Source organism: Mycobacterium colombiense (assembly GCF_001953985.1).
Taxonomy (GTDB): Bacteria; Actinomycetota; Actinomycetes; order Mycobacteriales; family Mycobacteriaceae; genus Mycobacterium; species Mycobacterium colombiense_B.
The window spans coordinates 35,943-62,918 of record NZ_MBEI01000081.1 but is presented as its reverse complement, the minus strand read 5'-3'; the positions used below and the strand labels follow the sequence as shown (position 1 = coordinate 62,918).

Below are 26,976 nucleotides of genomic sequence, written 5' to 3'. Positions count from 1 at the left end.
CTTCCCATCACGCACCGTCTCCGCAATCGAGCCCACCCGGCCGATCTCCACCCCGTTATAAGTCACCTTCGAACCCGGATCCATCACCAACCCGGCGCGGGCCGCGATCATGGTCAGCTGCGTCTTTTCGGTGAAGGCCCCCCGGAATTGCCCATATATCAACGCCAAAATCAGCGCGCACACAACCACCATGGCGACGGCGATCAACTTGAACGGCGGGGTTCGTTGCGAGTTGATCTGTACGGGTGAGCCGGGACCTGATTGTGTCGACAAGACCGGCACTGCCCCTCACGTCTGCGCCGCGGCCTTCCGGGGACCGCGGCGAATCACCCCCTGCGTTTGCCAGGGGCTCCATACACAAGACCAGTGCAATGTACCGTGGCGGCCTCGCTTGTGCGAACCGCCGTTCACAAAATCGACGGGCGCCTCGCCTGGAGAGAGGCAATTCACAATTCCGCCGGACGTCGCCGGCGCATCGGTGATGACGAGGCCTGATTCTGGTGCCGGGTCTACGCTCGTGAAGGACGAGGAAAGGGGCGCGATGCTCGCAGCGTTCGGATTCGAATCCCTGGGCGTGGTCGTCGGGGACATGTACTTCATCGACCCGTCCCCGCTCGAGGGTCAGGAAACCCCGGAGCGGGGGGTCAGGCTGGAACTGCGCCTCGTCGATCGGGCGGCGCCCCAGGGCTCGATCTACGCCGGCGTCCCGATCGCCTTCACCCGCCCGGTGTGGCGGGTGGACCTTTTCGGGTCCACCGATAGCCCGCCCGGAACGCTGGACCGGGCCCACCACCACCCGCGGTTCAACGGTTGGGAACCGAGTCGCCGGCACTTCGTCCCCGAGCTGTCCGCCGACCCGCTGGCCTGGCTGACCGAGCAGCTGGCCGACCCGGCCGCCATCCTGGCCCGCGCCGGCGTGGACGCCGACGAGGTCAGCGAAGCCGACACCGCCGGGCTCGCGGCGGCGGCACCGGAGATCGTCGCCGCGGTGAAACGGTTGCTCGACGGCGTGCGCAACGGCGAATTGGCCCCGGCCCCCGCCGAGCCGGTCGCCGCCGCCCGCACCGGCTGGCTCTGAGTTGCGTTAGCGTCGTGGGCGTGACCCTCAAAAACATCGCCCTGACCACCCTCGACGGCCGTCCGACCACGCTGGCCGAATTGTCCGACGGCGCAACGCTGGTCGTGAACGTCGCCTCCAAATGCGGACTGACTCCGCAGTACACCGCGCTGGAGAAGCTGGCCAAGGATTACCGCGACCGGGGGCTGACCGTCGTCGGCGTCCCCTGCAACCAGTTCATGGGCCAGGAACCGGGCACGGCCGATGAGATCCAGGAGTTCTGCTCGACGACCTACGGGGTGACGTTCCCGCTGTTGGCGAAGACCGACGTCAACGGCGACGACCGCCACCCGCTGTACGCCGAGCTGACCAAGGCCGCCGATGCGGACGGCCAGGCCGGAGACATCCAGTGGAACTTCGAGAAGTTCCTGCTCGCCCCGGGCGGTGACGTGGTGCAGCGGTTCCGGCCCCGCACGGAGCCCGACGCCCCCGAGGTCATCAGCGCCATCGAGGGCGTGCTGCCCCGCTAGGCATGAAAGCGGCCCCCGGAGATTCTCCGGGGGCCGCTTTAACTGGTAGCGGGGACAGGATTCGAACCTGCGACCTCTGGGTTATGAGCCCAGCGAGCTACCGAGCTGCTCCACCCCGCGTTGGTAAATGCCAGGTTACCGAACCGGTCTCTCGGCGACCAAATCGCCCTGTCAGCGGGCTGAGGGCTCAGTTCGGTCAGTGCGACGGCGGGTTCAGCCCGTACCGCTGCGCGATGTCGTCCATCCACTCCGGCGATCCGTACGTCAGCCCGTACTTGTCGGCGAGCTCGCCGAACTCGGGCAACTCGTGCAGCGGCGTGCCCGCCGGGTCGTCGGCATGCTCGACGAGCAGCTCGCCCAATTCGCGGAAGTAGTTCTCGAATCCGCCCGGGGTGATGATCTCGACGATGCGGCCCGGCTCGCTGCCTGCGTTCCACATCGCGTGCATCTGCCCGCGCGGCTTGGTGATGTAGCCACCGGGACCCAGGACCACTTCACTGTCGTCGGAGCGGAAGCCGATCTCGCCGGCCAGCACGATCGAATGCTCGTCCTCCCGGGTGTGCCGGTGCGCCGCGGTGAGCAGGCCGACGGCGAACGGGTGCTCGACGATGGACACCTCGCCGCCGTTGGTCTTGCCGGAAATTTTGAAGACGGCTCCGAAGCCCGGGAGGGTGACGACGTCGCCCTCCCCCGGCTGAACTACCGTGACGCCGATCGGGTCTTGACCACTCATGTCCCATACCTTCCTCGCAAATCGGCCGCACGCAAGGCCTATTCATCCCGCCGCGGCCAGTCCCGGCGTCATGTCGTCGTGCGGGGGCCACAGTGGTTGCGGCACTTCCACGCCGAACGGCTTGCTCCAGCCGTTGCGGGACGAAACATCGTGTACCGGATGGCGATTCGCGGCAACGCCCCACCTGCCCAACGGATAACCCAGGGTGAGCATGGCCGACATCTTCCAGCCCTGCTCGGCCGGAACGCCCAATAACTCGTTCACCTCGTCCTCGAAATTGCGGAGCACCATCGTCATGACGCCACCGACGCCCTCGGCACGGGCGGCGAGCAACGCACTCCAGATCGCCGGGTAGATGTTGGCGCCGCCGAGGTCGTCGATGGCGAAGACGAAGAGCAACAGGGGGATCTCTTCGAAATGGTCGGCGAGGTAATCGCCCGAGCCTTTCATTCGGCGCATGGTTGCGGCGTGAGCGGCCGGGTCCGCACCGGGCGCCGTCGCCACCATCGGCCCTGTTCCCGTGCTGAACTTTTCGTATTCGAGGGCGCGGGCCTTGCGGAACAGTTTGGCGAACTTGCGGATGAGTTCCGGATCGTCAACGGCCACGAAGTGCCAGCGCTGGGTGTTGCCCCCGTTGGGGGCGCGGACCGCCGCATCGAGGATGCGGGCCTGCGTGTCCAGCGGGATCGGATCCGGCCGCAACCGCCGCATCATCCTGGTGGTGTAGAGGCCTTCGTAGATGTCCATTGTTCTGCTCCCTTCCGTTACTCGGGCCAGCTGTTGTTGAGGATGTGGTCGACGAAGTCGACGCGCTTGAAGGCCGGATCGAAGTGCGCCAGCACGTCGGCGTTCATGGTGCCGTCGGTGGTCCGCGGCCGGTGCTTCATGCCGTCGTTGAACGCCGCCAGGATGCGCTGCTTGAACTGTGGGCGTGGGTGGGCGGCGGTCACCGCGGCCAGCGCCTCGGGAGCCAACTGCTCGCGCCCGACGCCGACCACGTCGACTTCCACACCGGCCTGCAGCAGCGCCACCTCGGGAGCCATGAACTCGGGCACGCCGGGGGTGGTGTGCAGGGCGATGCCGAGCCACACCTTGGCCGCGTCGGACTCGTCGACGCCGTGGGAGGTCAGGAAGTCCCGTGCGGCGTCGGCGCCGTCGACCTCGAAGCGGACGGCGGAGCCGCGGTAGCGCTCGGTCAGGCCGAGGTCGTGGAACATCGCACCCACGTAGAGCAGCTCCGCATCCGGCTTCAGCCCCCGGCGCACACCCTGCAGCGCGCCGAAGAAGAACACCCGCCGGGAATGGTTGAACAGCAACTCGTCCTCGGTGTCGCGGATGAACTCGGTGGCCTCACGCGCCAGCGCCGTGTCGGGCACGTGGATGCCGGCGATGGTGTCGATTGAGCTGGTGGTCATGTTCTCGTCTCCCTCCAAGTGACTGTTGGTATGAGTGTGCGGCGGCGCGGACGAATCGACCCCGGCCGTTCGGGCCGTCAAGTCCTCAGAAAGCGACAGAATGGGTTGCGTGGCTGCAGCCGGAGCGCGTTCGCGGGTGGTGGTGATCGTCGTTTTCGACGGGGTGACGCTGTTGGACGTCGCAGGGGCGGGTGAAGTGTTCGCCGAGGCCAACCGCTTCGGCGCCGACTACCGGCTCAAGATCGCGTCGGTGGACGGGTGCGATGTGACCAGCTCGATCGGCGCCCGATTGGGCGTGACCGACAGCATTTCGGCGATCGAGTCCGCCGATACCGTCATGGTCGCGGGCAGCGACGACCTGCCGGGGCGACCCATCGAACCCGCCCTGGTCGAGGCCGTCCGATCGGTGTCAACACGGACCCGTCGTCTGGCGTCCATCTGCACGGGGTCGTTCATCCTCGCGCAGGCCGGCGTGCTCAGCGGCCGGCGCGCCACCACCCACTGGCACGACACCCGGCTGCTGGGCCGGGCGTTCCCCGATGTCACGGTCGAGCCGGACGCGATCTTCGTCCGCGACGGCGACATCTTCACCTCCGCAGGCATCTCGTCGGGCATCGACCTGGCGCTGGCGTTGGTCGAAATGGATTACGGGACGGAACTGGTCCGCGACGTGGCCCGATGGCTGGTCGTCTACCTCAAACGCGCGGGCGGCCAATCACAATTCTCGGTGCTGCTCGAGGCCGATCCCCCGCCGCAGTCGCCGCTGCGCCCGGTCACCGATGCGATCGCGGCCGATCCGGGTGCTGACTACAGCGTGAAAAAGCTTGCGGCCCTAGCCTCTTTGAGCACCCGTCAGCTGACCCGGCTATTTCAATCCGAGCTCGGGATGACCCCGGCGCGCTACGTCGAACTTGTTCGGATCGATTTCGCCCGCAATGCGCTGGAATCCGGCCGGACGGTCACCGAGACCGCGGGCATGGCCGGCTTCGGCAGCATCGAAACGCTGCGACGGGTATTCGTCAATCACCTGGGCATCAGCCCAAAGGCCTATCGGGACAGGTTCCGAACGGCCTACGCCTGAAGGCTGGTGTTTCAGTCCGGCTGATCACCAATTCGCGGTGCGCGAAGGAGCCTGGCGATGCGGGCACCGGTTGCCCTGGTGGCGGCTAACAGCCCAACCGGAGGGTGCGGCCCCGGGACAAGCACCGACACCGCTGCCGCCGCATTGCCACCCAGCGGAATCGCTACCGCGACACAACTCACGCCCGCCACCACTCCACCGGCATCCACTATCGGTGCCCCGCCGCCCAACGCCTTATACGCCCCCCAGGACACACATTGGGGCGGCACCCGAGCTCCGGGTTCAACGAGGAATCCGACCGGACCCCGACCGTCCACCGCGTCCAGGTAAACCGCATCACCGCCGATCACTGCGGACAACTGAACCGCGGCCCCGGTGGCGGCAGCGAGTTCGGCGATGGGCCGGCTGGCGGCCACCCGCAATCGACGCTCCGGGCTCACCCGCGACCCCAACCCCAGCAGGCTCGCGCCGAGCCGATAGCGGGTGCCTTGGCGGCTGACCGCCCCAACCGCGATCAACTGCTGCAGTAGTCGACGCACCGTCTCCCGCGGGATCCCGGTCGCAGTCGCCAGGTCGAGCAGCCGCACCGGTTCCAACGCAGCCACGTGATCTAGCAGCTCAAATGCGCTCGCGATGACGCCGCGACCGTCGTTGCGAAAGGAGCCAACCGTCGCGCCCGCGGTCAATCGATCCAACTCAGCCTGGTCCACCGTCGACCCCTTATGCTCCGATGCCCGCACCAGCGTCACGACATCGCCGAGTTCAACGCGCAAACACGTGCGATCTATGCCCACTGCCGAGAAACGGCACTCCTGATCAGGCGCCCGATCAACGGATCCAGGCCCGGCCTACCCCATCGGCCCGGTCACGCCGCGAGGATCGCGTTGGCCACGTCGTCGGGGTGGGTCAGCATGCCGTTGTGCGTCCCCGGAACGACGATGGGTTGTACACCGAGCCGGGCGGCGAATTCGGGTCCCGGTTGCGGCATCGCCTGATCGCTGTCGCCGGTGACGTAGGCCGTGGGAATACCGAGACTCGCCGCGTCGATGTCGAGAGCGCCAAGGAAGTAACCGCCGGGCTGCGAGGTCATCAGATCGGCCACCAACCGCTGCAGCTCTGGTGCAACACCTTGCATTAACAGCTGCTCGACGTATTCCAGGCTCGGCGCAATGGCGCCGAAAGGCGATCCGTCGATCAACCGCAGCATCACTTCGCGTGTGTCTGGTGGGGTCTCATCGACGAGGGACCTGACCCGAACCGGCACGAATGCGTTGTAGTAGACGATCTTGGTGACCCGGTCGCCTAGAAGGTGAGCGGCGCCAGTGGCGGGGTAGCCGCCCCAGCTGTGCGCGACGAGGATCACGTTGTCGAGCTCGAGCCGGCGCACTTCGTCGACGATGTAATCGACCGCGTCCCTGAGCTTGTAACCCGACGGATCATCGCCGTCGCCCAGACCGGGCAGCGTCAGCGTGATCGCCCGATGGCTCGCCGCGCGAAGCCGATTGGCAACCGGTCGCCAGCACCAGGCCCCATGCCAGCCACCCGGAATCAGCACATATGTCAGCCCTTGCGCGTTCGGCGCCACGCTGCCGTCGAGAGTCATCTGGCGCGTGCCTCGATCAGGCTGAAGTCCGTTTCGGTATCGAAGACATGAGTCATCTCGAAGCCGGCTTGATCCAGAAGCCGCTGATACTCCTTGGCGGTGCGTTTACGTCCATCGTTGAATAGCAGCATCTCGATGTCAGCGATCTTGGCGATGGATTCACCACTGTCTGCGGGGATTACCGTCTCGACGAGCAGTAGGGCCGCGCCAGTGGGTGCAGCCCGTCTCACATTCCGCAGGATTTGCAGTGCCGCGTCATCGGACCAGTCATGCACAATGTGCTTGAGCACATAGGCATCGGCTCCCGGGGGAACATCGCTGAAGAAGGAGCCGGCAACCACGCGAACTCGTTGCGCCACATCCAACTTCTGTAGCAGCGGCGCCGCTTCGGCTACCACATCGGGAAGGTCGAACAGCACGCCCTGTGTGTTCGGTGCGGCGGCCAGGATGGCCGCGAGTAGACGGCCATGACCGCCCGCGACGTCGACGATGGTAGAGAATGGCGTGAAGTCGTATGCCGCGACGAGCGGTCCATCTACGTACGCCGACAAGCCCGTCATCGCGTCATTGAAAATCGCACTGTATTCGGGTTCGTCGCGCAGGTAGTCGAAGAAGCGCTTACCGCGCAACGCCTGGACTGGCGAAGTGCCCGTTCTCATAGCCTGGGTGAGCAGGCTCCAATGTTCGCGCTCTTGCGGTGCGCCCACCAGCCGCGCCAGGGCCGCCATCGATATCGGGGCGTCCGAGCGCAGCACGTCTGCTCGCGGAGTCAGCTCATAGCGACCATCGTCGCCTTGAGCGAAAATGCCCTTGCAGATCAGTGCTCGCAAAGCCCTGCGCAACGCGTCGGAATCGGCACCGACTTTGCTGGCGAGTTCATCGAGTTGCAACGGCCTATCGGCGAGCGCATCGGCCACTCCCAAGTCGGCCACCGCAGTAATGGTCTGCGCTACCCACGCGCCGAGTATGAGCCCCTGCATCACTTTCGCCGGGGAAGACGCCTGTTGGTCCAACGGCGCTGTCTCCGAGTTGCTCATCTAACCTCCTCATTCTGGTTGATAAAAGCTGGACGGGCCCGCCGTCAGGACGCGGGCAGTCATTCAGCCACGCTTCCCGCCAAAATGACTGCGGTTTCGTCGAATTCAGGCACGGCAAGTTCTCTCTAGGTTTGATTTCGTCGGCTAACGCCGGGTGAGGCTTAACAGATCACCGCGATGACAGCTGCCACCAGCAAGACAGTGAGGAGGCCGTGGAGGACAAGTTGTCGCAGTAAGGTGTCCTGAACAACGGGGCCCAATTGGGTCGACTGCGAATAGTCCGGCACCACATAGTGATTGCGCGTTGAGCCGAATCCCATTCTCGCACTTCGCTCTGCGGTCATGCCTTTGTTCACCGATCGAGCCGGTCGGCCGAAGCCGGTGGCTCGAAGTCGTATTGCACGCAATGTTGGGGAGTCTTGGCGGACGTCGGAAGTTCGCCGAAAGTAGCCGCCCACAGCATGGTGCCCATAAAGACCAGCACTATCGCGATAAAGCTGTGAACGCATGCTTGCCGTACTGTCGTCGCCAGGGACGGCTGCAGTGGGTGCTGCTCCGAAAATCGCGTCACGGTATGCCTTTCGTTGTCAAGAATCGGAAGAGCCGAAATCACTTCAGTGAGTAGCGGATCGGCAGGTGCTTGAGACCACCAACGAGTGTCGTCGCGGCCAATTCGGGCTTGCCGGCGAGCTCGATCGATTCCAGCCTGGGGAGCAGTTCGCGGTAGAGACTGCTGATCTCCATCCGCGCCAATGCGGCGCCGAGGCAGAAGTGCACGCCGTACCCGAAGGCCAGATGCTTGTTGGGATCGCGGCCGATGTCGAAGCGAAACGGATCGTCGAAGACCTCCTCGTCGCGGTTTCCGGACACGTAGGCCAGGTACACCGCCTCTCCTTCGGCGATGTCGACGCCTCGAACCGTGGTGTCGGCGGTTGCGGTGCGCATGAATTCCTTGACCGGCGTGGTCCACCGGATCATCTCCTCGACCGCCGTCGGCATCAGCGTGAGGTCTTGTTTCAATCGCCGTAGCTCACTGGGGTTTTGGATGAGCGCGTGCAAACCACCGGAGATGGCGTCCTTAGTGGTGTCATGGCCGGCGCTGGCGATGATCACGTAGTAGGACGCGGTGTCCACGTCGGAGAGCGGCTCGCCGTCGATGCGCCCGTTCGCGATGGCTGAGGCGAGGTCACCGGCGGGATTTTGGCGGCGCGACGCGGTCAACGTGGCGAAGTAGCCGAGGAAGTCCTGCATCACCGCGAGCACGGCCTGGGGTTCATGGCCCCGCTGGTATTCGGCGTCATCGCGGCCGAACAACTCCTGGGTCAGTGTCTGCATCCGAGGAAAGTCCGATTCGGGAAGTCCTAGCAAGGACAAGATGACGTAGAGGGGAAAGTCGGCTGCGATGTCGGTGACGAAGTCGCACGCAGGTCCAATCTCGCGCATCTTGTCGACATAGCACTTGGCCAGCTGGTCCACCTGCGCCTTCAGGTTGCGCATTGCTGTGGGGCGGAACCAGTTTGCGCCGATCGCGCGCACCTTGCGGTGGTATGGGCCATCCATCTGGACCAGAGTGCGCATGCCGGTCCCGGCGTCTTGCTGTGCCTTGCGCAGATCGTCGGCGTCGGCGGGTGTGAGTAGTGGGCGGGGCGCGCTGATGAACAGGTCGTTGTCACGCTCGATTGCCATGATGTCCGCGTGCTTGGTGATCGCCCAAAACGGCCGATATGGCGGATGGTCCACCCACGCAACCGGATTGGTTGCCCGCAGCTGCCCTAGCGCCGTGTGCAGCCGCTCGTCGTCGGTGTACGCCGACGGGTCAGCCAGAACTTTGGTGACGTCATGCATTGTGGGTGCGTTCATTTGAATTCCTCACTCTGGGTTGTCAGAACTCGATAGATGAAGGCCGAATGGGCCGCCGGCGACGCGCGGCCTTCCTCTCTCCTACGCCGAATCTCAGAGCCCGATCGGCTCGAGGCGGCCGAGGATCTCCTCGCGCCGTGCCTCGAACTGCTCCGGTAGCTGGAATCGCTTGCCCAGCTCCCGCGGTGACTCGTCGCAGTCCCAGCCGCCCTCGTTGTGTGTCACGGCCAATTCGAAGAGGGCACCGCCCGGCGACCTGACGTAGACCGACTTGAAGTACTTGCGGTCTCGGAGTTCGGACATATCGGTGTAACCCGCACCCTCGATCTCGAGTTTCAGGTCGTTCTGATTCTCGAGAGTGTCCGCGTTCCAGGCGAAGTGGTGAATGGTTCCGGCGCCGTAGGTCCATGTGCCCGGCTCATCTGTGCGATTGACAACAAGCTCGACTGCGCCGCCGAGGCCCGACTTGCCGGCATCCAACCCAAACCGGTCACCTTCGGTCACACCCTCGCGAGCACCGAGGTGATTCGCGGCGAACTCGACGGCGGTGTCCGGCCCCGTCACATGTACACCAACACCGTAAATGCCGTGGATGGCGTACTCCTCGGGCACACCGTTGCCGCCGTAGCCCCGACGCGGGTCGTTGTCCACCTCCACCAACTGGTACTCGATGCCGCACGGATGCCGGAACAGCACGCGGCGTCGATGAAACACGGTCGCGTCCTGGACATCCGCCGCGCGCTCGTGCAACCGGGAGGACCAGTAGTTCAGTGAACCCGCAGGAACGGCGAGTAATACCTCACGGGCCTGGTTGGTGCCACGTCGGCCGTAGATCCCGGCCTGGCCAAAGGGGAAGGTGGTGAGCACTGCGCTCGGGTCGCCGTCAGCGTTGCTGTAGTACAGGTGATAGATCGGGATCGTCCCGTCGAACAACACCGTCCGTTTGATCAGCCGCAGTCCGAGCACCTTGACGTGGAAGTCAACGTCCTCCTGGGCCCCATTCACCGACATGGTGATGTGGTGACTATCGATGATGTACGACATTCGATCGCTCCTAAGTGTCGCTGGGAAGGGGGATGGCGGTGAATACCGCCTCGGGGTCATAGTGTTTTTTGGCGGCGATGAGTCGTGTGCCGTTGTTGCCGTACGCGTTTGCGATCTGATCGTGGTCGTCGGGACCGAGCAGATTGGCGTATCCGCCGGGAAGCGCGTGCGGCGCAAGGGCTTCCGACAACGCATCTGCCCAGGCGCGGTGGATGGCGCCGTCCCCGTCCTCCCAGCAGGCGACGATCTCGACGACGAAATGTGCGCGGCGGTTCGCGAACGCGGTCTCGTCCGGCGCGACGCGAGTCGATGCGCCATGGCAGTGGTGGATGGAGATGAGGCTGCGCGGCGAGGTCAGTGTCCGCCCGGCCTCGACCAGGGCGTCGATGACGGCGGGCGTGTACCCCGCGACCGTACGGGTGCGAACCGCCCAGCACAGCCCACGGACACACCCCGCGTCGAACAGACTCAGCACTTCACCGTAGGCCACGGGGGCGACTTGCGTGGTCAGCGGAGTTCCGAGCGTTGTGAGCAGATCTGCGGCCGCCAGGCCGCAATATAGATCGCCGCTCCAGGCCGGCTGAAGATAAACCGCCGGATTGCCGTCCGGGCCCGACATCAGTCCGCTTTGCACGGTCACCTCGTCAGGCGCTGTCGACAACAGCTCACCTAGCCCACGCCATACCGTCGCCGCCTGTGACAACGGAAACATGATCATTCCGCCGATCAACCGGTCCAGCGGATGTAACCGCACCCGCATCGAGGTGACAACCCCGAAGTTGCCGCCACCACCACGCAGTGCCCAGAACAGCTCCGGCTCGTGAGTCGCGTCGGCTGCGACGGTTCGACCGTCCGCCAGGACAACCTCTGCACCGACCAGGTTGTCCGATGCAAGGCCGAACCGGCCGTTGAGCGGTCCGTAACCTCCGCCGAGTGTCAGGCCGGTCATACCGACGCCACCGCAGTTGCCGGTGGCCGCAACCAGACCGTACGGCGTGACCGCGTCGGTCAAGTCAGTCGCTGTGACACCCGCGCCCACCGTTGCGACCGGTACCGTGGTATCGACTGTGACACTTCGCATCCCGGACATGTCGATCACCAGACCGCCGTCGCACACAGCGCGACCAAGCCAGTCGTGGCCACCCCCGAGCACCGAGAGCCGAATCCCGCGGTCACGCGCCACCCGGATGGCTACCTGCACGTCGAGCGATGACTCGGGTCGCACGATCAATGCCGGACGATGTTGCGCCGCCGCATTCCAGATCAACGGCGCATCACCGGGGACCCGCACTTGCGTGGCATTGATCGCTCTCGCCAGGTCGGCGGCGGCCGCGGATATCAAAGCGGGGGTACTCATTTGTCTCCTACGGGTTGACGACGACGTCCAGCAAGAACGTCCGCCCTGATGCGACGGCTTCGAGCGCCCGCTGCACGGCCACGGCCAGCTCATCGAATTTCTGAACGCGTTCGCCCATGCCGCCATACGCTTCGGCCTGCTTCACGTAGTCGGGCATTGGTTCAATGGTGTTGCCGACGAAGTTCTGTTCGCGGACGGCCGCGCTATCCGGGTAATACTTAACGAGATTCCTGTTCTGGGATGCGTACTGCCGGTTATTGCACAGCACGATGAGCAGCGAGACTCCGTATTCCTGTGCGAATCCCAGGGCGGCCGACACGGGATTGTAGTGCCACGCTCCGTCACCGAGGATGCAGACGACCAGTTGTTGCGGGCACGCGAGTTTGACGCCGAGTGCAGTGCCCAGGCCGGTGCCCAGCGCTCCTGCCCACCCGCGATACTGCTCGAAAGTTTTGCGCGCGTAGAGGAATTGAATCATTTGCGGCACTTGGGACGTGATCTCATCGACACAGATCGCGTCCTCGGGAAGTGCGTCGTGCAAGGCGCCGAACAAGTCGGCGGCACACACGAAATCGGTTGCCTGCGACGCTAGTTGGCGGGCTTCTTCGATTCCCTTGGCGCGCACGCCGTCCGTATAGCGAGTCCACCGCTCGTTGGCGTCGTGCCGAACAGCCGATCGCGTTTGTAGATTGGCAGCGAGCGCAACCAGATTGATCGACACATTCCCCGGGATCGTGTGGGTGATGGGGTAGCCCCAATAGGCGCCGCGCGGGCGCAGCGGGTCTTGCTCGAGGTGAATGACTGCGCATCCTGGCCGTAACACCGCCTGCGGCGGATGCCACGGCCCATTGCAGCCGGCCAACAGAACGGCGTCGGCTTCACCCAGCACCGCTTCCACCGGCCCCGCCCCGTACAGCGGGTGCGACCGGGGAAAGTTGTGATAGGCGGGATTCCAGAATTCGAAGACCGGCGCCGACAGCGTCTCGGCGATGCCTATCAGGGCATTGCGGTCAGCGTCGGTGCGCCCGCCGTGTTCGGTGATGATGATCGGGTTTGTGGCGCGCGCGAGAATTCCGGCCACCCGGTCGATATGTTCTGGTGTCGCGACAATCGGTGCGGGGGGAACCCACGTCGGGACCTCAGAGTGACCCTCGCCCATCAACAGCTGAAAGGGTATCTCCAACAGCGCGGGGCCGAGCGGGACGGACTCGGCGATGAAGCGGGCGCGCCGGAGCTCGTGAACGAGATCGGATGGCGTGCGCGCTCGCTTCGCCCACTTGACGACGACCTCGCCGTTGCGCGCCGGGCCGGCATGGTCGGTCAGCAGTGAGGGCCATTCGGCACCAGGATCGCCGTCGGGGTCATCACCGTAGCTGAGCGTGTCGGGCGACAGTGCCGTGATCGGTGTGCGCTCCTGCAGCGCCGTGCTCAGCGCCATCGATGCGTTTTGAACTCCCAGCGATGTCGGCAAGAAGACGATCTGGCTTCGGCCGGTCGCCTTGTAGTAACCCGATGCCAGGCTCACCGCCAACAGCTCGTGGCGACAACGGAAGTACCGCACCCTCATCTCCTTGCCGCGCCGGGCAAGCGCTTCCCAGATCGGCGCCATCACCGCGATGGGAGAGGCGAAAATGCAGTCCACGCCCTGGGATTCGAACTGCTCCAGCAGTACTTCTGCGCCATTCTTGGCTGGATGAGCGCGCGTCACACTTGTGACGCTAAGAAGCGACGGGGTTAACGGCGAGCCCGCGCCCACTGAGTGAGCTTTTCGAGCTGATCAGCGACTCACGGTTAGGCGCTTCTGGTTTGAGGCTAGTGTGCTGTGCGAGGAGCGCGCCGAACATCCACACACCGAAGGCGGTGCCGGGTCATCGCCGCAGCTACCTGTCACCATCGGATGGGAGCCGATGACCAAGGAACTGTGCTAAGCCCTTCAGGCGGGGGTCAACGCGATGACCGGGATGGGCCGCGACGTTCGGCTCTGGTAGCCGGTGTATCGGTTCGCGTTGTTTTTGTTGACGATCTCCCAAAGCCGAACGTAGTCGGCGTCACCGGGCGTGACTTTGCGTGCGTTCACCGCGAATCGCCGTGGCCCCACATTGATTTCGCAATCCGGCCGGTTACGTAGGTTGTGGTACCAGCCCGGGTGATTATCGCTACCACCAAACGACGCGACGACCAGATATGAGTCGCCGTCCTTCGCGTAGGTCAGTGCATTGCTGCGCTGCTGACCGGTCCTCGCGCCAGTGGTGTGTAACAGCAAAGAGGGCGGCATTCCCGGCATCTGGTGGCCGATCCGACCATTGGTCTTCCGATAGACCATGTTATGAAGGCGCAGCAGCGGTAGGAGCACCAGTTGCTCCACCGGGGTCATATTGCTCATGAGCAGTTTGCACCTCTCATGCCCACGACGTTAGGAAGCCACGCGACAGGCGACGAACCTGTGCCCACTGGTTGGGTTTTTCTCGCCGGTCACCGTTTCACGGTGTGCGAAGGAGGCTTACGATGCGGGTGCCGGTAGCCCTGGTAGCAGCCAGCAATCCGATCGGAGGGCGCCGTTCCGCGATGAGCGCCGACACGGCTGCCGCCGCGTTGTCGCCGAGGGGAATCGCTATGGCAACGCAGCTGAGATCGGCCAGCACCCCGCCGGCGTCCACTATCGGTGCGGCCCGGCCCAATTCGGTATACGCCCGCGCAGTCGCCGTACCCGGCGGTACCTGCGCCCCGGGTTCGGCTGTGAATCCCACCGGAATCCGAGCGTCCACCACGTCCAGGTACACCAGCTCACCACCGATCACCGCAGACAAGTGAACCGCAGCCCCAGTGGCGGCTGCCAGCTCGGCGATCGGTCGACGGGCGGCCACGCGCAATCGACGTTCCGGGCTCACCCGCGAACCCAACCCCAGCAGGCTCGCTCCCAGCCGATAGCGGTTACCGTCGCGACTGACCGCCCCGACTGCGATTAATTGCTGCAGCATTCGACGGACCGTCTCCCGCGGGATCCCGCTCACATTCGCCAAGTCCAGCAGCCGCACCGGTTCCAACGCAGCCACGAGATCGAGCAGTTCGAACGCGGTCTCGATGACCCCGCGGCTGTCGTTATGAAACGCGCCGTTTGCAACCCGACGGATCATCGCCATCGCCCACACGAGGCAGCGTCAAGGTGATCGCCCGATTGCTTGCCGCCCGGAGCCGCCTGGCAACCAGTCGCCTTGACCAGGCCCCACGCCAGCCGCCCGGAATCAGCACATACGTCAACCCTTGGTTCAAGGTATGCCTTTCGGTGTCGAGGATCGGAAGGGATGCGAAAGCGATCTAATAAATCGCACCGCGAGCTTTCGCTGAGGGATCGACTCCCCTTTACGTACCTGTGTTGCGGACCGAAATCACTTCAGCGAGTGGCGGTTCGGCAGGCGTTCGAGTCCACCGACGAACAATTCGGGCTTGCTCGCGTTGGGGTTCGCACTGCGCCAGCAATACTTCCGCGCCGTTCTTTGCCGAATTTGTGGCTGCCACGGCTATGACGTTAAGAAGCCGCGGGACAAGTGGCCAATCCGTGCCCACTCAGTGGGTTTCTCGCTGATAGCAATTCACGGTGTACGAAGGAGCCCGGCGATACGGACACCGGTGGCCCTGGTGGCAGCGAGCAGTCCGAGCGGCGGTCGCGGTCGCGGGACGAGCGTCGACACGGCTGCCACAGCGCCGTTGCCCAGCGGAATGGTTACCGCGACACAGCTCATACCCCTTATTACCTCGCCGACGTCCACTATCGGTGCGGTGAAGCCCAATTCGGTGTGGGCTCGCGCAGCTGCGCATCTGGCTGGTACCCGGGCCCCGGGTTGGGCGACCACTCCGAACGGAACCCGAGCGTCCACCGCGTCCAGGTACACCACCTCACCACCGACCACCGCAGACAACTGAACCGCAGCCCCAGTGGCGGCTGCCAACTCGGCGATCGGTCGACGGGCGGCCACCCGCAATCGGCGCTCCGGGCTCACCCGCGAACCCAACCCCAACAGGCCCGCGCCGAGTCGGTAGCGGGTACCTTCGCGGCTCACCGCCCCGACTGCGATCAACTGCTGCAGCAGCCGTCGCACCGTCTCCCGCGGTATCCCGCTCGTATTCGCCAGGTCGAGCAGCCGCACCGGTTCCAGCGCAGCCACGAGATCCAGCAGCTCAAACGCGCTCGCGATGACCCCGCGACCGTCGTTGTGAAACGAGCCGCCCGTGGCGCCCACCGGCCTATCGCTGGCGGCCACGCGATCCACCGTTCGTCCCACCATCGACCCCTTTGAGGTTGCTGTTGCCCGACTTCAACGCGCGAACACGTGCGATCTATGCCCGGTGCCGAAAAGCAACAACACCCGCTCGCCGACGATGGCGACGATGGTAGCCACGAAAGCCGGCGGCCAAGGCCGACCTACTTGGTGTTGTTGTACTTGGTGATCGCGTCGTCCAGGCGCTGCAACGCGGCACCATAGCCGGCGAAGTCGCCCTTCTTCTGCGCGTCTTTCGCCGCACCGAGCGCCGCCTGAATCTCTTGCAGGGCGGCGGATTTGGCGGGCGACAGCGCCACGGAGCCGTCGGGCACCGGCGGTGCGGCCACCGGCGGCGGCGATCCCGGCGCGGCGGCGGGCGCCGGCGCGCTGGCCGGCGGACCGGCGGCGGGTGTCCCGGATTCGGTGGGCTGAATGCTCGTCGCGGCCGCGCCTGCGCCCGGCCCGAACAGGCCGGTCAGCGCGTCGCGCACGGTGGGGCCGTACCCGATCTTGTCGTTGTACATCATCGCCACCCGGATCAGCCGCGGGTAGGACGACGCGGCGTCGCTCGCCCCCGGGGAGGCGTACACGGGTTCGACGTAGAGCAGCCCGCCCTGCCCCACCGGCAAGGTGAGCAGGTTGCCCCACCGGATCCGGTTCTGGTTGTCGCGCCCGATCACGCCGAGGTCCTGCGACACCGCCGGATCGGTGGTGATCGCGTTGTTAGCCAGCTTCGGTCCGTTGACCTGGCCCGGGATGGTCAGCACGGTGATCCTGCCGTACGTAGCCGGGTCGGAGCTGGCGCTGATGTAGGCGGCCAGATAGTCACGCTTGAACCGGTTCATTGCGCTGGTCAGCTGATACGACGCCGTATTGTCGTTCTTCGCAATGTTTTTCGCGACGATGTAATACGGCGGCTGGTAGCTGCTGGCCGTCGGGTTCGGATCCAGCGGCACGTCCCAGAAATCCGAGGTGGAGAAGAACGTCACCGGATCGTTGACGTGGTATTTCGCCAGCAGCATCCGCTGCACCTTGAACAGATCCTCGGGATAGCGCAGGTGCTCGGCCAGCTCCGGGCTGATATCGCTCTTGGGCTTCACGGTGCCCGGGAAGACCTGCATCCAGGCCCTGAGCACCGGGTCCTGTTCGTCCTGCTGGTACAGGCTGACGGTGCCGTCGTAGGCGTCGACGGTCGCCTTCACCGAGTTCCGGATGTAGGAGACCCGCTTGTCGGGCGCCAGCTTGTTGAACGCCACCTCGTTGGAGTCCGCGGTCGCCGATTCCAGCGACGTCAGTTCGGAATACGGGTAGTTGTCCAGCGTGGTGTAGCCGTCGATGATCCACACCAGTCGCTTGTTGACGATCGCGGGGTACACCGAGCTGTCGGTGGTCAGCCACGGCGCCACCGCCTCCACCCGCCGGGCCGGGTCACGGTTGAACAGGATCTTGCTGTTCGAGCCGATCACGTTGGAGAACAAGAAGTTTCGCTCGGCGAACTTCGCGGCGAACACGCTGCGCGACAACCAGTCGCCGAGCGGGACGCCGCCCAGGCCGGTGTAGGTGTAGTTCTTGGTCTCGTTGCTGGTCTCGTAGTCGTATTCGCGATCGGTGCCATTGCGCCCGACGATCGCGTAGTCGGCCGACGTGTTGGAGATGACCGGCCCGAAGTAGACGCGCGGCTGGTCGAGTGGCGCCGGTCCGTCGGACACCACGCCGCCATTGGCGCCGACGACGTTGACCAGAAACTCGGGGTAGCCGCCGTTTTGGTTGGGGTCGTTGGCGATTCCACGAACCGTGTTGGCCGGCGACGCGATGAAGCCGTTGCCGTGGGTGTAGACGGTGTGCCGGTTGATCCAGTCGCGCTGGTTGTCGATCAGCCGGTCGGGGTTGAGCTCACGCGCCGCCACGACGTAGTCACGCAGCGCCCCGTTGCGGTCCTGGTAGCGGTCGATGGACAGCTGGTCGGGGAAGTAGTAGAAGTTCTTGCCCTGCTGGAACTGGGTGAACGCCGGGCTGACGATCGTCGGGTCGAGCAACCGGATGTTCGACGTGGTCGCGCGGTCATCGGCGACCTGCTGGGCGGTGGCCTGCGCGTCGCCGGTGTAGTTGCGATAGGTGACCTGGTCCGAGGTCAGGCCGTAGGCCTGCCGGGTCGCGGCGATGCTGCGGCTGATGTATTCGCTTTCCTTTTGCGCGGCATTGGGTTTGACGCTGATCTGCTCGACGATCAACGGCCACCCGGCGCCCACGATCAGCGACGACAGCAGCAACAGGACCAGCCCGATCGCCGGAATCCTCAAGTCCCTGAGCACGATCGCGGAGAACACCGCGGCGGCGCAGATGAGCGCGATCGCCATCAGGATCAGTTTCGCCGGCAGCACCGCGTTGATGTCGGTGTAGCCCGCCCCGGTGAAGGGCTTGCCGCCGCGGGTGTGCGACAACAACTCATAGCGGTCGAGCCAGTACGCAATCGCTTTGAGCACGACCAGCAGCCCGACCAGGGTGACCAGCTGGATCCTGGCCGAACGGCTCAGCGCACCCGTGCGACCGGAAAGCCGGATGCCGCCAAAGATGTAGTGGGCCAACAGGTTGGCCAGGAATGCCAGGAAGACCGCGATGAACAGGTAGCTGAGCAGCAGCCGGTAGAACGGCAGCTCGAACGCATAGAAGCCGAGGTCCTTGCCGAACTGCGGGTCCTTGATGCCGAAGTCGCCGCCATGCAGGAACAGTTGGATGCGCACCCAATAGCTTTGGGCGATGATGCCCGCCAGCAGGCCGACCGCCACCGGGATCCCGGCGCTCACCAATCGCAAGCGGGACAGCACCAGGGCGCGGTAGCGCGCCACCGGATCGTTGTCGTTGCTCGGCACGAACACCGGGCGGGTGCGGTAGGCCACCGCGAGCCCGGCGAACACGATGCCGCCCACCAGCAGCCCGGCGATCAGGAAGACGACGAACCGGGTGACCAGCACGGTGGAAAACACCGAGCGATAGCCGACCTCGCCGAACCACAGCCAGTCGACGTAGGCGTCGATCAGCCGCGGACCCGCGAGCAGCAGAACGATCACACCGAGTGCGATCAGGATCAGAATCCGGCTACGCCGAGTCAGCTTCGGCATCCGTGCGGTGGGCCGCATCCCCACTGGCTACGCTCCCTGATCGATTGCTAGACGGTGACAACTCTACGCATGGCGCTGCCCGTGATCGCCGAGGTCCGCTAGCAGCTTGGCGGCTGCCCGCCCGACCCGATCACGTGCAGCGCATCCACTGCCTGACCGAGCGTCTCGACCTTGACCAACCGCAGGCCGGACGGATTGTCCGAGCTGGCCTCGTAGCAATTCTTCGCCGGCACCAGAAAGACCGTGGCGCCGGCCGCGTGCGCGGCGACCATCTTGTGGGTGATGCCGCCGATCTGGCCGACCTTGCCGTCGGACGAAATGGTCCCGGTGCCCGCGATGAAGTTCGACTTGGCCAGGTCGCCGGTGGTCAATTTGTCGACCACCGCCAGGCTGAACATCAATCCGGCGGACGGCCCGCCGACGTTGGCCAGGTTGAAGTCCACGGTGAACGGTGCCCAAGGCGCGTCGAGCACCGCCACGCCAAGGAAGCCATAGTCGCGGTCTTTGTTGGTGCCCAGCGTGACCTGCGCCACACCGGCCGGCTCGTTCTTGCGGCGATAGTCGATCGTCACCACCTGGCCCGGCTTGGTGTTCTTCAGCAGTCCGGTGAACTCGTCGACGGTGGCCACCGGGACGCCGTTGACCGCATCGATCGCGTCGCCGACCTTGAGCTTGCCCACCGACGGACCCGGCTCGGGAACCTTGGCGACCGTCACCGCCGCCGGGTACTTGAGGTAACCCAGGGCCGCATAGGCCGCGCTGTCCTCAGATTGCTTGAAGTCGGCGTTGTTGGCCTTGTCGACGTCCTCCCGCGACTTACCGGGCGGATAGATGAGGTCGCGCGGCACCAGCTGTTCCTGGTCCGAAAGCCACAGCGTCAGCGCCTCGCCCAGCGTCAAGTCGTCGCGCTGGGACACCGTCGTCATGTTGAGGTGGCCGGTCGTCGGGTGCGTCTGGGTGCCCTCGATCGCCACCACCTGCTTGCCGTCGACCTCGCCGAGCGTGTCGAAGGTCGGGCCGGGCCCCAACGACACGAACGGCACCGTCACCACCGCCAGCAACACGCCGAACACGACGATCGGCACCAGCGCGACCATCAAGGTCAGGATGCGCCTGTTCACGCCGATCACACTAGACGGCGGCCGCGGAGCGGTGTTCAGCCACAACGTTCGGCTAGGAGGGTTCAGCTACAAGCTGACCCGAGGTCGCGCCGTCTGACCTTGTGGTGAGTACCGTTGTGGGTATGGCTGACCTGCCTTTCGGCTTCTCCTCTGGAGACGACCCCGACAAGCACGGGAAAAAAGATCCCGATTCGGGCTCGAACCCGTCCGACCCGTTCGCCGCCTTCGGCATGAGCGGTGAATTCGGGATGGGCGATTTGGGGCAGATCTTCACTCAACTGGGTCAGATGTTCAGCAGCGCGGGCACTGTCGGGCCCGGCGGAACCGCCTCAGGACCGGTCAATTACGAGTTGGCACGGCGGGTCGCGACGAATTCGATCGGCTTTGTGGCACCGGTTCCGGACACCACCAACTCGGCGATCGCCGACGCGGTGCACCTGGCGGAAACCTGGCTGGACGGCGCCACTGCGCTGCCCGCGGGCACCACCAAGGCGGTGGGCTGGACTCCCGGCGATTGGGTCGACAACACGCTGGAAACCTGGAAGCGGCTGTGCGACCCGATGGCACAACAGATTTCGACGGTGTGGGCGGCGTCGTTGCCCGAAGAGGCCAAGAGCATGGCCGGTCCGCTGCTGCAGATGATGTCGCAGATGGGCGGTATGGCGTTCGGCTCGCAGCTCGGGCAGGCGCTGGGCCGACTGTCCCGCGAGGTGCTGACGTCGACGGACATCGGTTTGCCGTTGGGGCCCAAGGGAATTGCGGCGGTCATGCCCGAGGCCGTCGAACCTTTCGCCTCCGGGCTGGAGCGGCCGCGCAGCGAGGTCCTGACGTTCCTGGCCGCACGCGAGGCCGCCCACCACCGGCTGTTCAGTCACGTGCCGTGGCTGTCGAGCCAGCTGCTGGGCGCCGTCGAGGCGTACGCGATGGGCATGCAGATCGACATGTCCGGGATCGAGGAGCTGGCGCGCGACTTCAATCCGGCGTCGCTGTCGGATCCGGCGGCGATCGAAAACCTGCTCGGGCAGGGCGTTTTCGAGCCCAAGGCGACGCCCGCGCAGATGCAGGCGCTGGAGCGCCTCGAGACGCTGCTCGCCCTGATCGAGGGCTGGGTACAGGTGGTGGTGGCCAGCGCGCTGGGCGACCGGATTCCCGGCGCGGCCGCGCTGGGCGAGACGATGCGCCGGCGCCGGGCCAGCAGCGGCCCCGCCGAGCAGACCTTCGCGACGCTGGTCGGGCTGGAGCTGCGGCCCCGCAAGATGCGTGAGGCCGCCGCGTTCTGGGAGCGCCTGACCGAGGCCGCCGGGGTGGACGCCCGCGACGGCATCTGGCAACACCCCGACCTGCTGCCCGACGCCGAGGACCTCGACGAGCCGGCCGGCTTCATCGACCGGGTCATCGGCGGCGACACCAGCGGAATCGACGAGGCCATCGCCAAACTCGAGCGCGAGGGTCAGGACCCCGAGGACCCGGGCCCCGGTTCTGTGGATAACTGACCGGAGCCATCGCCTCCCGCGTGCCACAGTGGCGCGGTGACTCAGCGGTACCAGGCCGTCCTTTCCACCTATGCGCTGGATCCTGCGCTGCCGGTGCTGCTGCGCCCCGACGGCGCGGTCCAGGTGGGCTGGGATCCCCGCCGCGCGGTGCTGGTCCGCCCACCTGGCGGCCTGGCCGCGGCCGAGCTGGCCGCGCTGTTGCGGACCATGTGGTCGCCGACCCCGCTCCCCGAGTTGCAGCGCCGCGCCCTCGATTTCGGCCTGACCGACGCCGACGGGCTGCAAAACCTGGTCGCGCGATTGGTCGATGCCGGGGTGGCCACCCAATGCGGTCGGCCGCGCGCCCGGGCGGCCTCGGTGCGGATCCACGGCCGCGGGCCGCTGTCCGAGCTGATGCTGGAGACGTTGCGCTGCTCGGGCGCGCGGATCGCGCACAGCAGCCAACCGCACGCCGCGGTGTCGGCCGACGACGTTGATCTGGTGGTGTTGTCGGACTTCCTGGTCGCCGACCCGCGCATGGTGCGCGACCTGCACCACCAGGGCGTCGCGCATCTGCTGGTGCGGGTGCGCGACGGCATCGGGCTGGTGGGCCCGCTGGTGATCCCCGGCGTGACCAGCTGTCTGGGCTGCGCGGACCTGCATCGCCGGGACCGCGACGCGGCGTGGCCGGCCATCTGCGCGCAGCTGCGCGAGACCGTCGGCGTCGCCGATCGGGCCACCGTGCTGGCGACGGCGGCGCTGGCGCTCAGCCAGGTGAACCGGGTGATCGCGGCCGTGCACGGGCAGGAGGCGGCGGCCGAACCGGCGCCGCCCCCGACGCTGAACGCGACCCTGGAACTCGACCTGCACTCGGGCGCGCTCGTCACGCGGCCCTGGGCCAGACACCCGCTGTGCTCGTGCTGATCCCGTGGGCGATTTCGGCGGGCTGTAGTGAAGGCCACATTGACGATCGAGTCCCGTTGACCAGCCCGTTAATTAGCGTGACAACGTGCGTTGTCGACATCGCTCCACATCGCGCTGGCCATCATGGATGATGGGTACGTGTCTGACATCAAACGGGGCCGTGCTGCGCGGAACGCGAAGCTGGCCAGCATTCCGGTCGGATTCGCCGGCCGGGCAGCGATCGGATTCGGTAAACGGCTAACCGGAAAATCCAGGGACGAGGTCCAGGCCGAGCTTCTGGAAAAGGCCGCCCACCAACTGTTCACCGTCTTGGGCGAGCTCAAGGGCGGCGCAATGAAGGTGGGCCAGGCCCTGTCGGTGCTCGAAGCCGCGATTCCCGAGGAATTCGGCGAGCCGTACCGCGAAGCGCTGACCAAGCTGCAAAAGGACGCCCCGCCGCTGCCAGCCGCCAAGGTGCACCGGGTGCTCGACGGCCAGCTGGGCACCAAATGGCGCGAGCGGTTCAGCTCCTTCGACGACACCCCGGTGGCCTCGGCCAGCATCGGCCAGGTCCACAAAGGCGTCTGGTCCGACGGCCGCGAGGTGGCCGTCAAGATCCAGTACCCCGGCGCCGACGAAGCGCTGCGGGCCGACCTCAAGACCATGCAGCGGCTGGTCGGCGTGTTCAAGCAACTCGCGCCGGGCGCCGACGTCGAGGGCGTCGTCGACGAGCTGATCGAGCGCACCGAGATGGAGCTGGACTACCGGCTGGAGGCCGAGAACCAGCGCGCCTTCGCCAAGGCGTATCAGGACCACCCGCACTTCGCGGTGCCGCGCATCGTGGCCAGCGCGCCGAAGGTGGTGATCCAGGAGTGGATGCAGGGTACCCCGATGGCCGAGATCATCCGCCACGGCACCGTCGAGCAGCGCGACCTGATGGGCACCCGGCTGCTCGAGCTCACCTTCGACGCGCCACAGCGGTTGGGCATGCTGCACGGCGACGCCCACCCGGGCAACTTCATGCTGCTTCCCGACGGCCGGATGGGTGTGATCGACTTCGGCGCCGTGGCCGCGCTGCCCCTCGGCCTGCCGATCGAGCTCGGTATGAGCATCCGGTTGGCCCGCGACAAGAACTACGACTTGTTGCTGCCGACGATGGAGAAGGCCGGCTTCATCCAGAAGGGCCAGCAGGTCTCGGTGCGCGACATCGACGACATGCTGCGTCAGTACGTCGAACCGGTCGAAGTCGAGGTCTTCCACTACACCCGTAAGTGGCTGCAGAAGATGTCGGCCATCGAGATCGATCGGTCGGTGTCGCAGATCCGGACGGCCCGGCAGATGGACCTGCCGCCCAAACTGGTCATCCCGATGCGGGTGATCATGTCGGTGGCCGCGATCCTGTGCCAGCTCGATGCCCATGTGCCGATCAAGGCGCTCTCCGAAGAGCTGGTGCCCGGCTTCGCCGAACCCGACGAGGTCATCGTCTCCTCCTAGGCGGCCGCCCCGTCTTGCCGCTGGTCCTTGCGGGGACGGCCCCTGGGTCGTTTGAAGCTCAGCACCGAACCGCGGTCGATGATTTCGCCGCCCCACACACCCCAGGGTTCGGCCCGTTCCAACGCGGCCGCCAGGCACTGGCGCCGGATCGGGCAGCCGGTGCAGAGCGTCTTGGCGCGCTCGAGGTCGGCTGGGGTGTCGGCGAACCACAGGTCGGGATCGCCGACGTGACACGGCAGGGCCTGTCTGGGGACTGTCGGTGCCGACATGTCCTACCACCTACTTCCTGGTCTGGTTGCTGTCCTTGGCAGTGATCCGGACCAGGTCGAAGAGGTGCCGACCCTACAACTATGGCCACGGATCCTTGCGACTTCGGGTCCGTGGCCATCTGGGAGAAAACCGGGCTGGTGCTTACCTTGCCTTCGGTGGGCCCCCGACATCTACGGACGCGTCGGTCGCGGCGGCGGCGCGATGCTTACGCGCGGCCGCCGAGGCGGCGTGTGCGGCATGGGAGGTACCCGCGGCAAGCGCCGCGCGGACCACGCCTACACCGAACGCGTCGCTGAGCATCGTGGCCACCCTCCTTCTCCGTAGTGCCGAGTTGCGGTTTCGAGGGTAAACGGTCACCGCCTTTGACCACAACCGATTTTCTGACCAGCCGGTTTACCGGTCAGCGCCCGTGGACCAGCCCCAAGACGTCGGGGCCGTACTGCTCCAGCTTGCGGGCGCCGATGCCCGGAATCGCGATCAGCGCGTCCTCGTCGCTTGGCCGCAGCTCGGCGATGGCGATCAGGGTGTTGTCGGTGAAGACCACGTAGGCGGGCACCTTCTGCTCCTTGGCGATGTCCAGCCGCCAGGCCTTGAGCCGCAGCAGCAGGTCCTCGTCGACGTCGCCGGCGCAGGTCTCGCAGCGGCGCAGCATGACGGCCGCCGGGGTGGTGAGGTTGTTGTTGCAGATCCGGCAGCGGGTCGCGGTGCCCCGGTTGCGCCGGGACTTGTTCGGCGCCGCATCGGCCCGCGCCTGGGGTGCGATGCCGTTGAGGAAGCGTGACGGCTTGCGGCTCTGGCGCCCGCCCGGGCTGCGGGACAGCGCCCAACTGAGCCCCAAATGTATTCGGGCCCTGGTGATCCCGACGTAGAGCAGCCGCCGCTCCTCCTCGACCGCTTCGCTCTCGGCGCCGTGCGCCAACGCGTGCGAGATGGGCAGCGTGCCGTCGGCCAGGCCGACCAGAAACACCGCGTCCCACTCGAGTCCCTTGGCCGCGTGCAACGACGCCAGTGCGACGCCCTGCACCACCGGTGGGTGCCGCGAGTCGGCCCGCGTCCGCAGCTCGGCCACCAACCCTGGGAGTTCCAGCTGCGGACGCTGCGCCACCTCGTCGTCGACCAGCTCGGCCAGCGCGGACAGCGCCTCCCAGCGCTCCCGGGCGCGGGTACCGACGGGTTCCTCGGCCGTCAGCCCCAGCGGTTGCAGGATCGCCCGGACCACGTCGGGTAACGGCCCTTCGGCGCCGCGCTCGGCGGCCCGATGCAGCGCCAGCAGGGCCTGCTTGATCTCCTGGCGGTTGAAGAAGCCCTCGCCGCCGCGAACCTGATAGGCGATGCCGGCCTCGGTCAACGCCTCCTCGTAGATCTCCGATTGCGCGTTGACCCGGTACAGCACCGCGATCTCCGACGGCGGAGTGCCGGATTCGATGAGCCGCTTGATCGACGCCGCGACCGCGGCGGCCTCGGCCGGTTCGTCGGGGTGCTCGTGGAACGACGGCGCCGGGCCGGGCGCACGCTGACCCACCAGGTGCAGCTTGCTGCCGGCGACCCGGCCGCGGGCCGCGGCGATCACCTGGTTGGCCAACGACACCACCTGCGGGGTGGAGCGGTAGTCGCGCTCCAGGCGTACCACGGTGGCGTCGGGGAACCGGCGGGAGAAGTCGAGCAGGAACCGCGGCGAGGCCCCGGTGAACGAATAGATGGTCTGGTTGGCGTCGCCCACCACGGTCAGGTCGTCGCGATCGCCGAGCCACGCCGCGAGCACCCGCTGCTGCAACGGGGTGACGTCCTGGTATTCGTCGACGACGAAGCAGCGGTAGCGGTCCCGGAACTCCTCGGCCACCGCGGGATCGTTCTCGATCGCGGCGGCGGTGTGCAGCAGCAGGTCGTCGAAGTCGAGCAGGGTGACGTTGTCGCCGCGGGCCTTGAGCGCCTCGTAGGCGGCGTAGACGGTGGCGACCCGGGCGGCGTCCAATGGGATGTCGCGCGCGGCGGCGGCCACCGCGGCCGGGTATTCCTCGGGCCCGATCAGCGACGCTTTGGCCCACTCGATCTCGCCGGCCAGGTCGCGCACGTCGTCGGTGCTGGCATTGATCCGGGCGCGGCCGGCCGCCCGGGCGACGACGGCGAACTTGCTGTCCAACAGCTGCCACCCGGTGTCGCCGACCACCCGCGGCCAGAAATACCGCAGCTGCCGGTGGGCGGCCGCGTGAAACGTCAGGGCCGAGACCGCGCCGACGGTGGTGTCCGCGCCCGCGGCGGCGTCGATCATCCGCAACCTCGAGCGCATCTCCCCCGCCGCCCGCTGGGTGAACGTGACGGCCAGCACCTGACCGGCCGCGACGTGACCGCTGGCGACCAGCTGGGCGATCCGGTGCGTGATGGTGCGGGTCTTTCCCGTTCCGGCGCCCGCGAGCACACAGACCGGGCCGCGGGGAGCCAGCACGGCCTCGCGCTGCTCGTCGTCCAGCCCGGCTGTCAAAGGATCGGCGACCGTCGGCATGGCGTCCATCTTGGCAGCGGTCGCCGACAAACCCGACGCATCGCCACGCCTTAATCGACGGGCTTGGCGTGTCGCCCCGGCGAGTCGGCGGATCCCGCTCCTCCGCATCCCGCTTCGCGGA

At 66.2% G+C, this 26,976-nt stretch carries 25 protein-coding genes and 1 tRNA gene; 6 read left to right on the top strand and 20 right to left on the bottom strand.

The features are described 5' to 3' along the window. Window positions 1-192, bottom strand: a 192-nt coding sequence (locus A5732_RS25895; protein WP_142256680.1) for an MlaD family protein, incomplete at its 3' end; no start/stop codon positions are given. A gap of 349 nt (window positions 193-541) precedes the next feature. On the opposite strand from A5732_RS25895, the gene A5732_RS25890 reads away from it, so the two are divergent. Next, complete coding sequence (locus A5732_RS25890; protein WP_076103745.1) at window positions 542-1,078, top strand: hypothetical protein; 537 nt, start codon at window positions 542-544, stop codon at window positions 1,076-1,078. A gap of 20 nt (window positions 1,079-1,098) precedes the next feature. Beyond that, window positions 1,099-1,587: a glutathione peroxidase gene (locus A5732_RS25885; RefSeq protein ID WP_076103743.1), complete on the top strand. Its 489-nt coding sequence runs from the start codon at window positions 1,099-1,101 to the stop codon at window positions 1,585-1,587. 43 nt (window positions 1,588-1,630) lie between these two features. Here A5732_RS25885 and A5732_RS25880 read toward each other — a convergent pair. From A5732_RS25880 to A5732_RS25865, 4 genes are all read right to left on the bottom strand, one after another. Beyond that, a tRNA-Met gene (locus A5732_RS25880) sits at window positions 1,631-1,707 on the bottom strand. 76 nt (window positions 1,708-1,783) lie between these two features. Then, a complete protein-coding gene (locus A5732_RS25875; RefSeq protein WP_065125501.1) occupies window positions 1,784-2,320 on the bottom strand; it encodes a cupin domain-containing protein in 537 nt (178 codons plus the stop codon). Between the two features lie 42 nt (window positions 2,321-2,362). Further along, window positions 2,363-3,067, bottom strand: a complete 705-nt coding sequence (locus A5732_RS25870; protein WP_076051116.1) for a nitroreductase family protein — start codon at window positions 3,065-3,067, stop codon at window positions 2,363-2,365. A gap of 17 nt (window positions 3,068-3,084) precedes the next feature. Further along, window positions 3,085-3,735 (bottom strand): HD domain-containing protein, encoded by a 651-nt coding sequence (locus A5732_RS25865; RefSeq protein ID WP_065055235.1) that lies wholly within the window; start codon window positions 3,733-3,735, stop codon window positions 3,085-3,087. A 100-nt stretch (window positions 3,736-3,835) separates the two neighbouring features. Here A5732_RS25865 and A5732_RS25860 point away from each other — a divergent pair, with 100 nt between their 5' ends. Then, window positions 3,836-4,816: a GlxA family transcriptional regulator gene (locus tag A5732_RS25860; RefSeq protein WP_170879924.1), complete on the top strand. Its 981-nt coding sequence runs from the start codon at window positions 3,836-3,838 to the stop codon at window positions 4,814-4,816. 11 nt (window positions 4,817-4,827) lie between these two features. Here A5732_RS25860 and A5732_RS25855 read toward each other — a convergent pair whose 3' ends face one another. The 12 genes from A5732_RS25855 to A5732_RS25795 form a co-directional block, all read right to left on the bottom strand. After that, a complete protein-coding gene (locus tag A5732_RS25855; RefSeq protein WP_171975108.1) occupies window positions 4,828-5,526 on the bottom strand; it encodes a helix-turn-helix domain-containing protein in 699 nt (232 codons plus the stop codon). A 155-nt stretch (window positions 5,527-5,681) separates the two neighbouring features. Next, the gene (locus A5732_RS25850; RefSeq protein ID WP_253189119.1) at window positions 5,682-6,419 is read right to left on the bottom strand and encodes an alpha/beta fold hydrolase; all 738 of its coding nucleotides are present in this window, start codon (window positions 6,417-6,419) and stop codon (window positions 5,682-5,684) included. Further along, a complete protein-coding gene (locus A5732_RS25845) occupies window positions 6,416-7,456 on the bottom strand; it encodes an acetylserotonin O-methyltransferase (protein WP_253189118.1) in 1,041 nt (346 codons plus the stop codon). The genes A5732_RS25850 and A5732_RS25845 overlap by 4 nt, the downstream gene beginning before the upstream one ends. A 609-nt stretch (window positions 7,457-8,065) precedes the next feature. Next, window positions 8,066-9,316 carry a cytochrome P450 gene (locus A5732_RS25835; protein ID WP_076103724.1) on the bottom strand — a complete coding sequence of 417 codons (1,251 nt, stop codon included), beginning with the start codon at window positions 9,314-9,316 and terminating at the stop codon, window positions 8,066-8,068. Between the two features lie 93 nt (window positions 9,317-9,409). Continuing rightward, window positions 9,410-10,360: a VOC family protein gene (locus A5732_RS25830; protein ID WP_065055226.1), complete on the bottom strand. Its 951-nt coding sequence runs from the start codon at window positions 10,358-10,360 to the stop codon at window positions 9,410-9,412. A gap of 10 nt (window positions 10,361-10,370) precedes the next feature. Further along, window positions 10,371-11,717, bottom strand: a complete 1,347-nt coding sequence (locus tag A5732_RS25825) for an FAD-dependent oxidoreductase (RefSeq protein ID WP_076103722.1) — start codon at window positions 11,715-11,717, stop codon at window positions 10,371-10,373. Window positions 11,718-11,724: 7 nt separating this feature from the next. Continuing rightward, window positions 11,725-13,473 carry a thiamine pyrophosphate-dependent enzyme gene (locus A5732_RS25820; protein ID WP_081389456.1) on the bottom strand — a complete coding sequence of 583 codons (1,749 nt, stop codon included), beginning with the start codon at window positions 13,471-13,473 and terminating at the stop codon, window positions 11,725-11,727. Between the two features lie 177 nt (window positions 13,474-13,650). Then, a complete protein-coding gene (locus tag A5732_RS25815) occupies window positions 13,651-14,100 on the bottom strand; it encodes a nitroreductase family deazaflavin-dependent oxidoreductase (protein ID WP_076103719.1) in 450 nt (149 codons plus the stop codon). Window positions 14,101-14,197: 97 nt separating this feature from the next. Then, window positions 14,198-14,851 carry a helix-turn-helix domain-containing protein gene (locus tag A5732_RS25810; RefSeq protein WP_171975107.1) on the bottom strand — a complete coding sequence of 218 codons (654 nt, stop codon included), beginning with the start codon at window positions 14,849-14,851 and terminating at the stop codon, window positions 14,198-14,200. Between the two features lie 456 nt (window positions 14,852-15,307). Further along, window positions 15,308-15,976 carry a helix-turn-helix domain-containing protein gene (locus A5732_RS25805; RefSeq protein ID WP_076103715.1) on the bottom strand — a complete coding sequence of 223 codons (669 nt, stop codon included), beginning with the start codon at window positions 15,974-15,976 and terminating at the stop codon, window positions 15,308-15,310. A 161-nt stretch (window positions 15,977-16,137) separates the two neighbouring features. Beyond that, window positions 16,138-19,119 carry a UPF0182 family protein gene (locus A5732_RS25800; RefSeq protein WP_076103713.1) on the bottom strand — a complete coding sequence of 994 codons (2,982 nt, stop codon included), beginning with the start codon at window positions 19,117-19,119 and terminating at the stop codon, window positions 16,138-16,140. A 74-nt stretch (window positions 19,120-19,193) separates the two neighbouring features. Next, a complete protein-coding gene (locus A5732_RS25795) occupies window positions 19,194-20,216 on the bottom strand; it encodes a YlbL family protein (protein ID WP_065125961.1) in 1,023 nt (340 codons plus the stop codon). 104 nt (window positions 20,217-20,320) lie between these two features. On the opposite strand from A5732_RS25795, the gene A5732_RS25790 reads away from it, so the two are divergent. From A5732_RS25790 to A5732_RS25780, 3 genes are all read left to right on the top strand, one after another. Further along, on the top strand, window positions 20,321-21,709 hold the full coding sequence (locus tag A5732_RS25790; RefSeq protein ID WP_170879922.1) for a zinc-dependent metalloprotease: 1,389 nt from the start codon (window positions 20,321-20,323) through the stop codon (window positions 21,707-21,709). Between the two features lie 36 nt (window positions 21,710-21,745). Beyond that, window positions 21,746-22,612, top strand: coding sequence for a cyclodehydratase (locus tag A5732_RS25785; protein ID WP_076103711.1), 867 nt, complete (start codon window positions 21,746-21,748; stop codon window positions 22,610-22,612). Window positions 22,613-22,735: 123 nt separating this feature from the next. Next, window positions 22,736-24,085, top strand: a complete 1,350-nt coding sequence (locus tag A5732_RS25780) for a macrolide-binding ATPase MABP-1 (protein WP_076103737.1) — start codon at window positions 22,736-22,738, stop codon at window positions 24,083-24,085. Here A5732_RS25780 and A5732_RS25775 read toward each other — a convergent pair. The 3 genes from A5732_RS25775 to A5732_RS25770 all read right to left on the bottom strand — a co-directional run bounded on the left by A5732_RS25775 (window position 24,082) and on the right by A5732_RS25770 (window position 26,855). Next, window positions 24,082-24,354: a WhiB family transcriptional regulator gene (locus A5732_RS25775; protein WP_076051103.1), complete on the bottom strand. Its 273-nt coding sequence runs from the start codon at window positions 24,352-24,354 to the stop codon at window positions 24,082-24,084. The two genes, A5732_RS25780 and A5732_RS25775, sit on opposite strands and share 4 nt — an antisense overlap. A gap of 142 nt (window positions 24,355-24,496) precedes the next feature. Further along, window positions 24,497-24,664 (bottom strand): hypothetical protein, encoded by a 168-nt coding sequence (locus tag A5732_RS27435; RefSeq protein ID WP_171975106.1) that lies wholly within the window; start codon window positions 24,662-24,664, stop codon window positions 24,497-24,499. 91 nt (window positions 24,665-24,755) lie between these two features. Continuing rightward, entirely contained in the window at window positions 24,756-26,855 is a 2,100-nt protein-coding gene (locus tag A5732_RS25770) for an ATP-dependent DNA helicase UvrD2 (protein ID WP_171975105.1), read from the bottom strand. Between the last annotated feature and the right edge of the window lie 121 nt (window positions 26,856-26,976).